The organism is Oerskovia flava (genome assembly GCF_026163685.1).
Classification (GTDB): domain Bacteria; phylum Actinomycetota; class Actinomycetes; order Actinomycetales; family Cellulomonadaceae; genus Oerskovia_A; species Oerskovia_A flava.
Window position 1 is genome coordinate 102540 of record NZ_JAOXSR010000005.1, and the last position, 12972, is coordinate 115511.

Genomic DNA, 12972 nt, shown 5'->3' on the forward strand with positions numbered 1-12972 from the left:
CACCGACTCCCCCGCACCCGCGGCGGCCGCCACCTCAGCCGCACCCCGCGACGCCGAGGCGAGCGTCGCGCGCGACGAGCGCGAACGTGCCGCACCGGTCCGTGCGCAGCACCGCGGCACCGACCTCCTCGTACAGCGCGAGGGTGTCGTCCGCGGGGTGACCGTAGGTGTTCTCGCCCGAGCTGACGACCGCGACCGCGGGTGCGAGGCGTCGCGCGAGGGTCGGCGACTGCACCCGCGACCCGTGGTGGGCGACCTTCACGACGTCGACGCCGGCGATGCCGCGGTCCTCGAGCACCCCCACGAGAGCGTCCTGACCGGCGTCCTCGAGGTCCCCGAGGGCCACGACGGTCAGCTCCCCGGTGTCCACGTGCACGACGACGCTCGCCTCGTTCGGACCCCAGGCACCGGGGGCGTGCTCCGGTCCCGCCCACAGCACGTCCCACGTCACCTGCCCGACGGCGTCCCGACGCCCGGGCACGGCGGCCTCCACGCGGACGTTCGCGTCCTCGAGGATCCGCAGGGTGCGGCTCGCACCGCTCTCCGGCTCCTCGAGCTCGGTCACGAGGGCGAGGTCGACGGTCCTGCCGTCGAGCACCGCGTCCAGGCCGCCGACGTGGTCGGCGTGGAAGTGCGTGAGCACCAGCAGGTCGAGGTGCCGCACGCCCAGCCGGTCGAGGCACTCACCGGCGTCCGTGGTGGGCGGGCCGACGTCGACCATCAGGGCGGCGGCCGCCCCGGTGCGCACCACGAGGGCGTCGCCCTGCCCGACGTCGCACGCCACCACCGTCCAGTCGGTCGGCACCCCGCCCGGCGCCGCGCCGCGAGTCCACTGCGGGCTCACCACGACGACGAGCAGCAGCACCACACCCGCCCCGACGGCTCCGAGAACGAGGCTGCGGACCGCGGGCGCGCCCGGGCGACGGCGTCGCCGGAGCCAGGTACCGACGTCGGGCCGGACGGCGGGAGGCTGCGGGGCGCGCAGCCCGACCCGTCGCAACAGCCACCGCCACCGCGCCGCGACGACGACACCCACCACGGTGAGCGCGGCGAGCAGTACCGCCCCGCCGGTCCCACCCGGCCACGGGACCTTCGCGCCCGGGAGGCCCGCGAAGAGCTCGGCGACCGCTGCGATCCACCACGTGAAGACGCTGGCCACCCACCCGAGCGCGCCCGCACCCGCCGGCCAGACGGGTGCCACGAGCGCCGCGAGCACACCCAGCACGGTCGCCGGGCCGAGCGCGGGCGCCGCGACGAGGTTGGCCGGGACGGCGTAGAGCGACACCGCCGGGTCGAGCAGGACGACGATCGGCGCGCACGCGAGTTGTGCCGCCACCGGGACCGCGAGGGCGTAGGCCGGCGCACGCCCGCACCACGGCTCCAGGCGCCGGGTGATCGGGCCGGTCCCGAGCACCAGGCCGGCCGTCGCCGCGGCCGACAGCGCGAACCCGAACGACCGCGCCAGCCACGGGTCGACCACGAGGAGCGCGATCACCGACGCCGCGAGCGCGGGCAACGACCGCGACGGGCGCCGCGCGAGGACCGCGACCAGCGCGACGGCGCCCATGCACGCCGCCCGCAGGACGCTCGGCTGCGGGTGCACCAGCGCGACGAAACCGATCATCGCCAGCCCTGTGGCCGCCACGCGCAGCGGGCGGGGGAACCGCAGCAGCACGCACAGCCCGGCGACAGTGGCGACCACGATCGCGAGATGGCTCCCGGACACCGCGGTGACGTGGGTCAGCGAGGTGACGATCATGGCGTCGTCCAGATCCTCCGGGAGCCGGGACGTGTCGCCGACCGCGACGCCCGGCACGAGGCCGCGGCCCTGGGGCGAGAGCCCGTCGGTGGCATCCAGCAGACCGGCGCGGATCGTGTTGATCACCCGGGTGCCCGGCCCGGGCTCCGCGACGAGGACGGGCGCGCCGGTCGTCCGTAGGAGTGCGACCGCCTCGCGGCCCGCCTCGCCGGGTTCCAGACGACCGCTCGCGCGGACCGTCGAGCCGTAGGCGACGTGCGCCCAGGAGGCGTCACCGACCACGGTGATCCCCGCTCCCGCGCCCGACGTCGCCCCGCGCGCCGTCACGCTCGTCGCCGCGAGGGTCACCCGGTAGCGGTCGACCTCGCCCGACCACGGGTTGCGCAGCGGGACGACGCTCGAGCGCACCACGCCGGTGACCTCGGCACTCGCCCCGGCGGCGGCGTGCTCGACGAGTCCTCCGCTCGTGCGCGTCTGCAGCTGGACGGCGCCGCTCAGCAGGATCGCGAGCACGCATGACACGACGAGGGCGAGCTGGGCGACGCCCTGGCCCGCGAGCGCCGGGCGGGGACCTCCGCGCGGCCGACGAGGACGAGTCCGTGCGGAGGTGCGTGCGCGGGCCCGTTCAGCGGCGGATGAGCGGTGGTACCGGACCAGGACGAGGGCCGCGATCGTCGCCCAGCAGACGGCGGCCACGGCGGCCGCCAGCACGACCTCCGCGGCCGGGCGTGCGACGAGCAGCCACGCGCACACCCAGGTCCCGACGGCGGCGGGCACGAGCCGCAGGTCGGTCGGCGGCCTCACACGCGCGCGAGGTCGCGGAGCCGATCGAGGATCGCCGGGCCGATGCCGCTGACCTCTCCGAGCTCCTCGACGGACGTGAACGGACCGTTGTCGGTCCGCCACTGCACGATCCGCTCGGACAGCACCGGTCCGACCCCGGGGAGCGCCTGCAGCGCCGTGGCGTCCGCGGTGTTGAGGTCGACCGACCCGCCCGCGGTTCCCGTCCCCGCACCACCGGTCGGGCCGGCGGCGGGCGCCGCGCCCTGCGCCACGGGCACGGGTGGCTCCTCGCCGGGTCGCGGGACGTAGACCTGCTCACCGTCCGTCACCACGCGCGCGAGGTTCACCGCCGAGAGGTCTGCATGCGACGTCGCACCGCCCGCCTCCGCGAGCGCATCGGCGACGCGGGACCCCTCGGCCAGCACGACCACCCCCGCGGACTCGACCTCCCCGACGACGTGCACGACGACGACCGCACCGGGCGAGCCCTGGGCCGAGGGGCCACCCGTCGGGCTCCCGGCAGCCGAGACGTCCGGCGCATCGCCCGTCACGACCGGCGGGTCGAGCTGCTCGTCGCCGGTCCGGTCGCCGGTGGCCGGCTCCTCCTCGCTGTCCGCGGTGCCGGACGACGCCCCGACGGCGCTCGCGGCCGAGAGGTCGGCGAGCGTCTCGACCTGCCCGTCACCGGAGGACCGGAGCAGGGCGACGGCCCCGGTCGCGACCGCGAGGACGAGCACCACGAGCCCCGCCACCAACGCACCCCGCAGGCTCGGTGCCCAGCGTCGCGCTCCGTGCTCGCCGAGCTCCTCGGCACCGGAGTGACGCGACGCGTGCCCGTTCGCCGCGGTGTAGGCCGCGGCCGCCGCACCGGAGCGTTCCCGGGCGACGTCGGCCAGCTCGGCGGCCTCGTGCTCCGTCTCGCTCTCCGCCGCTGACGTGGCCGGGACCGCTGCGGCACGACGGCCGCCCGCGACGGTCAGTCCCCCGCCGAGCGGGTCGGTGCGTCCCGTCTCGGCGAAGGACGACGGGTCCCGCGGCACCCACCGGGGAGGCGCGCCGGGTGGGACGGCGAGAACCGGTCGGCCGGACTGCCCGTGCGTCTCGCGCTGCTCGTGCGGGTCGTGCGGCTCGGTCGCGGACGTCGGGCCGCTCACGGGATCGAGGTGCCGGGCGCTGAGCGTCCGCAGCCGGCGGACGGCGTCGCGTCGAGGATCGGGTGTCGGGCTCACGTCGGCACCGTAGGGTGGCGACGGTCCCGCCCCGCGCGGAGCCGCACCGCGCTGTGGACGGCCGGGCGGCCACGAGCGGCTGTGCACGGCCAGGCCGGGCCGACCGCCGGTGCGGGCCCACGGGCAGGGGCGGGGGCCGAGCAGCGGACCTGTCAGGCGGCGGCCGCGCGCGCTCCCGCCACGACGACCGCGAGCACACCCGGACCCACGTGAGCGCCCAGGACGGCGCTCACGGGTGTGACGTCGACGTGGGCACCGGTCCGTTCGACGAGCCGGTCGGCCACGTCACGGGCGAGGGTGTCGTCCCCGAGGAAGTGCACGGCCAGCCGCGGCTCGGTGCGCCGGTCCGCGGAGGCGACCGCGACCTGGACGAGCCGATCGACCGCCGCGGCCCGCGTGCGGACCTTCTGGACCACCTCGATCTTGCCGTCGCGCACGGCGAGCAGCGGTCGGACCCCGAGGACGGTGCCGAGCGCGGCGGCTGCCGCGCTCAGGCGCCCACCGCGACGCAGGTGGTCGAGGGAGTCCACCATGAAGATCGCCCGGCTGGAGTCGGACACCTCGAGCGCCCGACGCGCGACGGCGTCCAGCCCGTGCCCCTGCGCGGCGAGCTCGCGGGCCGCGAGCACCGCCATGCCGAGACCCATCCCGACCGTGCGGGAGTCGATCACCCGCACGGGCACGGGCGCACCGCTCGCGGCGAGCGCGGCCGCGTGCACGGTGCCCGAGAGCTCCCCGGACAGGTGGATCGAGACGACGGCTCGGGCGCCCGCCGCCGCGGCCTCGGCGTAGGCGCGCTCGAACGCGGCGGGCGCGGGCTGCGACGTCGACAGGTGCTGACCGCGCTCGAGGCGCTCGGCCACGTCGTCCGCCGTGAGGTCGACCCCTTCGAGGAACGCCTCGTCGCCGGCCAGCACGTGCAGCGGCACCACCGTGACGCCACCGAGGACGTGCGCGGGCAGGTCGGTGGGCAAGGACGCGGTCGAGTCGGTGACGACGTGGACGACCCGCGGGTCTGTGGTTGTCATGGCCGCGCCACCATACGGCGCACCGCGCACCGCGCGCATCTCCCCGGTGCGCTCGACCGCGCGGGCACCTACGATCCGAAGATGTCCGACGACGCCGCGTCACCTCCCGGGGCACCTCCTGGATCACCGTCCGGGCCATCCGCGTCCGCACCCGATCTCGCGGCACTGCGCGCCGAGGCGGCGCAGGCCGCCGCCGAGGCCGCCGAGGCGAGAGCCGCCGCGGCGCAGGCCGCGCTCGAGGCCGCGGAGGCCACCGCGGCGCGGACGACCACGTCCGCGCCGGTCGCCGCGCCACCCACGGACGCACCGCCGTCGGGCACGACCGATCTGGAAGGCTACGCGGCGCAGGTCGCGGCGGGGTACACCACGAAGGGCGGTGTGCTCGCCCTCGGGGCGCTGCTCGAGGGTGAGGTCGGCGACGAGCCCGTGCCGCGGGCCGACGTCCAGGTCGGGTTCGCCCTGTCCATGCTCAACCGGCACGGCCTGGTCGCCGGCGCCACCGGGACGGGCAAGACCAAGACGTTGCAGGGCATGGCCGAGGGCCTGTCGGACGCCGGTGTGCCCGTGTTCCTCGCGGACATCAAGGGCGACCTGACGGGCCTGGCGGTGCCCGGCGAGGCCAACGACAAGATCCTCGAGCGCACGCGCAGCATCGGGCAGGAGTGGGCGGCGACCACGTACCCCGTCGAGTTCTACTCGCTGGGCGGACTCGGGGCGGGGGTGCCGATCCGGACGACCGTGACCGACTTCGGGCCGCTGCTGCTCGCCAAGGTCCTCGGCCTCAACGCGACGCAGGAGTCGAGCCTCGGGCTGATCTTCCACTGGGCCGACACCCAGGGGCTGGCGCTGCTCGACCTCAAGGACCTGCAGTCGACCATCGCGTACCTCACCTCCGACGAGGGCAAGGCCGAGCTCAAGGGCATCGGCGGTCTGTCCGCCGCGACGGCAGGGGTGATCCTGCGGGAGATCGTCACACTCCAGGCGCAGGGCGCGGACGTGTTCTTCGGTGAGCCCGCCTTCGACTCGGCCGACCTGCTGCGGCAGGGACCGGACGGCAAGGGGCTGATCTCGGCGCTCGAGCTGCCGGCCGTGCAGGACCGCCCGGCGCTCTTCTCGACGTTCCTCATGTGGCTGCTCGCCGACCTCTACCAGGACCTGCCGGAGGTCGGGGACGTCGAGGCCCCGCGGCTCGTCTTCTTCTTCGACGAGGCGCACCTGCTGTTCGCCGACGCGTCCAAGGAGTTCCTGCAGCAGGTCGTGCAGACGGTGCGGTTGATCCGCTCCAAGGGTGTCGGGGTGTTCTTCGTGACGCAGAGCCCCAAGGACGTGCCGGCCGACGTCCTGGCGCAGCTGGGCAACCGCGTCCAGCACGCGCTGCGCGCCTTCACGCCGGACGACGCCGCCGCCCTGCGTGCGGCCGTCCGGACGTTCCCGCACTCGCCGTACGACCTCGAGCGTCTGCTGCAGTCCCTCGGCACCGGCGAGGCCGTCGTCACGGTCCTCACCGAGAAGGGAGTACCGACGCCCGTCGCCTGGACCCGCGTGCGTGCCCCGCAGTCCTCGATGGAGGTCGCCGGCCCGGGAGTCGTCGACCGGATCGTCGCGTCCTCTCCCCTGCTCCCCCGCTACGGCGAGGCGATCGACAACGAGTCGGCCTACGAGCTGCTCCAGGTCCGTGTCCAGCAGCAGGCCGCCGAGGCCGCCGCAGCGACGGCGGCGGCGGAGCAGGCCAAGGCGGACGACGCCGCGGCGAAGGCCGCCGCCAAGGCCGCCGCCAAGGCCGCCGAGCAGCAGGCCAAGAAGGAGGCCGCCGAGCTCGAGAAGATGCGGGCGACGCTCGAACGGGACGCCGCGAAGGCGCAGACGCCGACCCGCTCGTCCGGCACGGCGCGATCGCCGCTGGACGACTTCCTCCGTTCGGCGAGCACCACCCTCGGCCGCGAGCTCACCCGGACGATCTTCGGCACCCGCAAACGCTGAGCCCCTTCGCTGAGTGCGAGAATCTGGCGACTCTGTATCGGTTCAGTCGCGCAACGACCCCGCACTCAGCGGGAGGTTGTCCACAGGGCCGGGCCGGATCGCCCATCGGGGTGCGCTGAGAGGGATCCTCGGTCTCCATGGGAGACGATCAGGCCGGCGCGCACGAGCAGCTGCTCGCGCCGTTCTCGGTCTGGGACGGCCGCGCCGCCGGGCTCAGCCGGTCCGCGCTGCGCAGCCGCACCTTCGAGGCGCCGTTCCACGGGGTCCGCGTGCCTGCCGGGTACGTCCGGTCGACGGCCGACCTCTGCCGTGCCGCCGCGACGGTCCTGCCGCCGGGTGCCGCGTTCAGCCACGTCACCGCCCTGCGCCTGCACGGCATCGAGGTCCCGTGGCGTCTCGCGGGTGACGACCGGATCCACGTGGTCACGCGGGAGCGCCGGCTCCGGCCCCAACGTGCCGACGTGGTCGCGCACTTCTGCGGTCAGCGAGCCCTGGACGTCACGACGGCGGGTTCGCTCCCGGTGACGTCACCGGCACAGACGCTGCTCCACCTGTCGAACACGCTCTCGCTGGAGGACGTCGTCGTGCTGGCCGACTGCATGACCCGACGCCGGCGACCCGCGACGACGCTGGCGGCGCTCCGCGACCTGGTCGGCGCGACGCACAAGATGCGAGGGCTCGTGCGGTGCCGGGAGGCTCTCGACCTCGCGGTCGAGGGCACCGACTCGAGCCTGGAGACCCGGACCAGGCTGCTGCTCCTCGACGCCGGGCTCCCCTGCCCCCGGGTCAACGTCGCGGCGTACGACGACGTCGGACGATTCCTCGCGCTGCCCGACCTGTCCTACCCGGAGCTGCGGATCGCGATCGAGTACGACGGCGACGTGCACCGCAGCGACCCGGCGACGTGGCGCCGCGACGTCGAGCGACGCCAGCGGCTCGAGGACGCCGGGTGGCTCATCATCACCGCGACGGCCGACGACGTCCTGCGGCACCCGGGCCGGCTCGTGCACCGCGTCCGGCGGGCGAGGGCCCGCCGCGGGGCGCTCGGAACACCGTGAGTGCATGAAGAGGGCGGGCTCGAATCGGTTCAGGCCCGCCGTCTTGATGCACTCGGCGTCGAGGGGTCAGGACGGGACGACGTTCACCAGCTTGGGGGCACGCACGATCACGGTGCGGATCCCCCGGCCGTCCAGCGCACGCACGACGTTCGGCTCGGCGAGCGCGAGCTCACGCAGCTCGTCGTCCCCGATGCCCGGCGCGACCTCGAGGCGACCCCGCACCTTGCCCTGGACCTGGACCACGCAGGTCACGGTGTCCTCGACGAGGTACGCGGGGTCGGCCACGGGGAACGGCTCGTGCGCGAGCGACGCGTCGTGCCCGAGCCGCGACCACAGCTCCTCCGCGATGTGCGGGGCGATCGGCGCCGTCATGAGCACCAGCGGCTCGACGGCCTCGCGCGGCACCCGGCCCAGGCCCGTGAGGTGGTTGTTGAGCGTGATGAGCTTGGCGATCGCCGTGTTCGCCCGCATGTGCTCCATCTCCTGGCGCACGTCGGCGATCGTGCGGTGCACCGCCCGCAGCGTCGCACGGTCCGCCGGCTCGTCGACGACGACCGTCTCGCCCGTCTCCTCGCTCACGACGTTGCGCCACAGCCGCTGCAGGAAGCGCTGCGAGCCGACGACGGCACGCGTCTCCCACGGGCGCGACAGGTCGAGCGGGCCCATGGCCATCTCGTAGACCCGGAACGTGTCGGCACCGTAGGCGTCGTACATGTCGTCGGGTGTCACGGCGTTCTTCAGCGACTTGCCGATCTTGCCGTACTCCCGCGCGACGACCTCGCCGTTCCAGCGGAACACGGGCTCGCCGTCCTCGCCGGCCTCCTCGACGACCTCGGCCGCGGGCACGTACTGACCGCGCGCGTCGGTGTACGCGTACGCCTGGATGTAGCCCTGGTTGAAGAGCTTGCCGAACGGCTCGATGCTGCTCACGTGCCCGAGGTCCAGCAGCACCTTGTGCCAGAACCGCGCGTACAGCAGGTGCAGGACGGCGTGCTCGACGCCGCCCACGTACAGGTCGACACCGCCCGCACGCCCGGCGGTCGCGTTGTGATCCGGCCCGAGCCAGTACTTCTCGAGCTCCGGGTCGACCAGCCGGGCCGAGTCGGTCGGGTCGAGGTAGCGCAGGTAGTACCAGCACGACCCCGCCCAGTTGGGCATGGTGTTGGTGTCGCGCCGGTAGGTCCGCGGGCCGTCGCCGAGGTCGAGCGTGACGTTCACCCAGTCCTCGTTGCGGCCGAGCGGCGCCTCCGGGGAGGAGTGCGCGTCGTCGGGCTCGAACGTGCGCGGCGAGTAGTCCGGCACGTCGGGCAGGTTCACCGGCAGCAGGGAGTCGGGCAGCGCGACGGGCTGGTCGTTCTCGTCCCAGACGATCGGGAAGGGCTCGCCCCAGTACCGCTGGCGGCTGAAGAGCCAGTCCCGGAGCCGGTACGTGACGGTCCCGGTGCCGAGACCGCGCTCGGCGAGCCAGGCCACGATGGTCCGCTTGGCGGTCTCGACGTCGAGGCCGTCGAGCGAGACGTCCGGTCCGCTCGAGTTCACGATGGCGCCGTCGCCCGTCCACGCGCCGCCCTCGAAACCCTCGGGGGGTGCGACCGTGTGCACGATCGGCAGGCCGAACGCCTCGGCGAACGCGTGGTCGCGCTCGTCACCGCCGGGCACCGCCATGATGGCGCCCGTGCCGTAGCCCATGAGGACGTAGTCCGCCGTGAACACCGGGATCGTCGCGCCGTTGACGGGGTTGACCGCCAGGTGACCCGTGAACACACCCGTCTTCTTGCCCGCGTCGGCCTGGCGCTCGACCGCGGTCTTGCTCGCGGCCTCGCGGCGGTAGGCGGCGACGGCCTCGACCGGCGAGGAGTGACCGCCCGTCCAGGCGCTGCTCGTGCCGTCGGGCCAGTGCGCGGGGACCTCGTCGAGCAGCGGGTGCTCCGGGGACACCACCATGAAGGTCGCACCGAAGAGCGTGTCGGGGCGTGTCGTGAAGACCTCGATCTCCGTGCCCGCCGTGGTGGCGACGTCGTTCGCGCCGTCGGCCGTGCCGAGCACGGCGAAGCGCACCGAGGCGCCCTCGCTGCGGCCGATCCAGTTGCGCTGCATCGACTTGACCTTCTCGGGCCAGTCGATGAGGTCGAGGTCGTCCGTCAGGCGGTCGGCGTAGGCGGTGATGCGCATCTTCCACTGGCGCAGGCTGCGCTGGAAGACCGGATAGTTGCCGCGCTCGGAGCGACCGTCCGCGGTCACCTCCTCGTTCGCGAGGACCGTGCCGAGCCCGGGGGCCCAGTTGACCGGGGACTCGTCGACGTACGCGAGACGCTGCGGGTCGATGATCGCGCGTCGCCGGACGTCCGAGAGCGACGACCAGGTGGTGCCGGCGGGCTCGCCGGGGACGGGTCGGGCCCCGCTGGCGTACTCGGCCTCGAGCTCCGCGATGGGGCGGGCCCGGCCGGTGCCGCCGTCCGGTCGGGGCGCGGCGTCGTCGTACCAGGAGTCGAAGATCTGCAGGAAGATCCACTGGGTCCAGCGCACGTAGTCGGGGTCGATCGTGGCGAAGGAACGGCGCGAGTCGTGCGCGAGCCCCAGCCGGCGCAGCTGGCGACGCATGTTGATGATGTTCGCCTCGGTCGTCACCCGGGGGTGCTGGCCGGTCTGGACCGCGTACTGCTCGGCCGGCAGGCCGAACGCGTCGTACCCGAGGGCGTGCAGCACGTTGTCGCCGCACATGCGCCGGTAGCGCCCGACGACGTCGGTGGCGATGTACCCGAGCGGGTGCCCGACGTGCAGCCCGGCGCCCGAGGGGTACGGGAACATGTCCATGATGAAGTACGGGCTCGCGCCCTCGGCGGTGCGCCCCTGACCGTCGGTCAGGCGACCCGTGGGGTTCGCGGCGTAGAACGTCCCGCGCTCCTCCCAGCGGTCCTGCCACCGGAGCTCGATCTCGCGAGCGAGCGCCGGGGTGTACCGGTGGGCCGGCTCGGCCGGTGAGGTGGAGACGGGGGCAGGGGCGTCGGAGGTCGCAGGCGTACTCACGGCACCGAGTTTACCGGCCGCAGCGTAGGCACCCGCGCGCCGCCGGCGCCCGAGAGCCGTCACGAGCCGGACGTCAGAAGCTGGACACGATGTCGGCGCCCATCACGGCGACGACCCACACGAGCAGCGCGACGTAGAGCAGCGCGAGAACGAGGTGCCGGTTGGCGACGGCGGCCCGGCGCAGACCTTCGCCGGCCGGGAGGTAGCCGTGCTGGAGCGCGTGCACGACCTGGTACCAGAACAGCGGGATCATCGCGGCCCACACGACCATGCAGTACGGGCACAGGGCGCCGAGCGCGTAGAGGCTGGTCCAGACGAGGAACACGACGAGCCCGGTCGCCACCGTCGTGGCACCCAGCAGGGCGAGCCAGTACCAGCGCGGCAGCCGGGCCCCGGCGAGGAGCACGACGCCGGTGGTCACCACCACCGGAAAGGCCGCCACCCCGATCACCGGGTTGGGGAAGCCGAGGAGCGAGCCCTGCCACGAGTCCATCGCCGCGCCGCAGTCGATGAAGACGTTCAGCGTGCACGACGCGACGTGGTCGGGGTCGAGGAGCTTGAGGAACCGCTCGATCACGAGCGCCAGCGACCCGGCGAACCCGACGGCGCCGAGCACGACGAGCAGCCATCCCGTCGTCCGGGGCGACAGGCCGGGGGTCCCGGTCGCAGGCTCCCCCGCGAGCGCCCCGTCGTCGCTCTGCTCCGCGGCCTCGACGCCCCCGTCGTGGGGGCGGGTGCTGCTCGTGCTCACGGGCACTCCTCGGCTCGGGGCGTGCTCGGTCACGCCGTCGCCCTAACGTACCGCCGCGCGCTGGGTGTCCGCTGTGTGCGCGGCGTCCGGTGTGTGCGGCTCGTCCGCCGTGGCGGCGCGCGGGACCTCGTGGCGGCCGAAGACCACGAGGACGAGCAGACCTGCGACGGTGAGCCCGACCCCGGTCCACGCCGGGGCGAGGTAGCCCCACCCGGCCGCGATGACGAGTCCACCGAGGAACGCCCCGCTCGCGTTGCCGACGTTGAGCGCGGAGTGGCACAGCGCGGCGCCGAGCGACGGCGCCGCGGGCGAGAGGTCCATGAGCCGCGTCTGGAGGGCGAGCCCGAGGACCTGCGACGTCACACCGAGCAGGAACAGCGCACCCACCGCCGGGACGGGGTGCTGACCGGTCAGCGCGAAGAGGACGAGAGACGCGAGGGTGCTGCCGAAGCCGAGGTACACCGTCCGCATGACGTCACGGTCCGCGAGCCGCCCGCCGAGCACCGTCCCGACGGTCATCCCGACCCCGAAGACCGCGAGGACGAGCGGCACCGCACCGGCGGCGAGACCGGTGACCTCGGTGACCGTCGGTGCGACGTAGGAGTAGACGGCGAACATGCCGCCGAACCCGATCGCGGCGGCGACGAACCCGATCCACAGTGGTGCGTTGCGCAGCGCCGCGAGCTCACGCCGGACGCTCGCGCTCGCCGCTCCCTCGTCCCCGGTCCGCGCCGGGATCAGCGTCCAGAGCGCGGCCACGGTGGCGAACCCCAGGACGCCGACGAGCAGGAAGGCGGCGCGCCAGCCGAGCTGCTGACCGGCATAGGTGGACAACGGCACGCCGATGACGTTGGCGACGGTGAGGCCGGTCATCATCATCGCGACCGCCTGCCCGCGCCGGGCAGGACCGACGACCGCGGTCCCCACCACCGCCCCCACACCGAAGAAGGCCCCGTGCGGCAGGCCGGCGAGGAACCGCCCGGCGACGAGCCACTCGAGGCTGGGAGCGGCGGCGGAGAGCACGTTGCCGAGCGTGTAGGCGGTCATGAGCAGCACGAGCAGACGCTTGCGCGGGACCCGCGCGGCGAGCACCGTGAGCAGGGGGGCACCGACGACCACACCGACCGCGTAGGCGGTGATGGCGTGCCCGGCAGCCGGGATGGACACGTCGAGGTTCGTGGCGATGTCCGGGAGCAGGCCCATGGTGGCGAACTCGGTGGTCCCGATCGTGAAGCCGCCGAGCGCGAGCGCGAGGAGCGGGAGGGCTGGCGTACGCCGGGTCGCGGGAGCTGCCGCAGGGCCCGAGGGCAGGTCGGACGGTGGTGCGGAGTCGACGGTCATGACGGTCCCCCGGAGG

8 protein-coding genes are annotated in these 12972 nt (G+C 74.4%); 2 read left to right on the top strand and 6 right to left on the bottom strand.

Annotation, left to right across the window (positions count from 1 at the left end; genetic code table 11):
• Positions 1-34: 34 nt before the first annotated feature.
• The 3 genes from OHL10_RS10105 to OHL10_RS10115 form a co-directional block, all read right to left on the bottom strand.
• Entirely contained in the window at positions 35-2563 is a 2529-nt protein-coding gene (locus tag OHL10_RS10105) for a ComEC/Rec2 family competence protein (RefSeq protein ID WP_265522082.1), read from the bottom strand.
• Positions 2560-3771 (bottom strand): ComEA family DNA-binding protein, encoded by a 1212-nt coding sequence (locus OHL10_RS10110; protein ID WP_265522083.1) that lies wholly within the window; start codon positions 3769-3771, stop codon positions 2560-2562. Before OHL10_RS10110 ends, OHL10_RS10105 begins: the two co-directional genes overlap by 4 nt.
• Before the next feature lie 152 nt (positions 3772-3923).
• Positions 3924-4799, bottom strand: coding sequence for a DegV family protein (locus OHL10_RS10115; RefSeq protein WP_265522084.1), 876 nt, complete (start codon positions 4797-4799; stop codon positions 3924-3926).
• 81 nt (positions 4800-4880) lie between these two features.
• Between OHL10_RS10115 and OHL10_RS10120 the strand changes: the two genes are divergently transcribed.
• Positions 4881-6779 carry a helicase HerA-like domain-containing protein gene (locus OHL10_RS10120; protein ID WP_265522085.1) on the top strand — a complete coding sequence of 633 codons (1899 nt, stop codon included), beginning with the start codon at positions 4881-4883 and terminating at the stop codon, positions 6777-6779.
• Positions 6780-6916: 137 nt separating this feature from the next.
• A complete protein-coding gene (locus tag OHL10_RS10125) occupies positions 6917-7837 on the top strand; it encodes a hypothetical protein (protein WP_265522086.1) in 921 nt (306 codons plus the stop codon).
• 66 nt (positions 7838-7903) lie between these two features.
• Here the strand turns inward: OHL10_RS10125 and leuS are convergent, their stop codons facing one another.
• The 3 genes from leuS to OHL10_RS10140 form a co-directional block, all read right to left on the bottom strand.
• On the bottom strand, positions 7904-10864 hold the full coding sequence (gene leuS / locus OHL10_RS10130) for a leucine--tRNA ligase (protein ID WP_265522087.1): 2961 nt from the start codon (positions 10862-10864) through the stop codon (positions 7904-7906).
• Positions 10865-10937: 73 nt separating this feature from the next.
• A complete protein-coding gene (locus OHL10_RS10135; RefSeq protein ID WP_265522088.1) occupies positions 10938-11615 on the bottom strand; it encodes a vitamin K epoxide reductase family protein in 678 nt (225 codons plus the stop codon).
• A 42-nt stretch (positions 11616-11657) separates the two neighbouring features.
• Positions 11658-12956 (bottom strand): MFS transporter, encoded by a 1299-nt coding sequence (locus OHL10_RS10140; RefSeq protein ID WP_265522089.1) that lies wholly within the window; start codon positions 12954-12956, stop codon positions 11658-11660.
• Positions 12957-12972 lie beyond the last annotated feature (16 nt).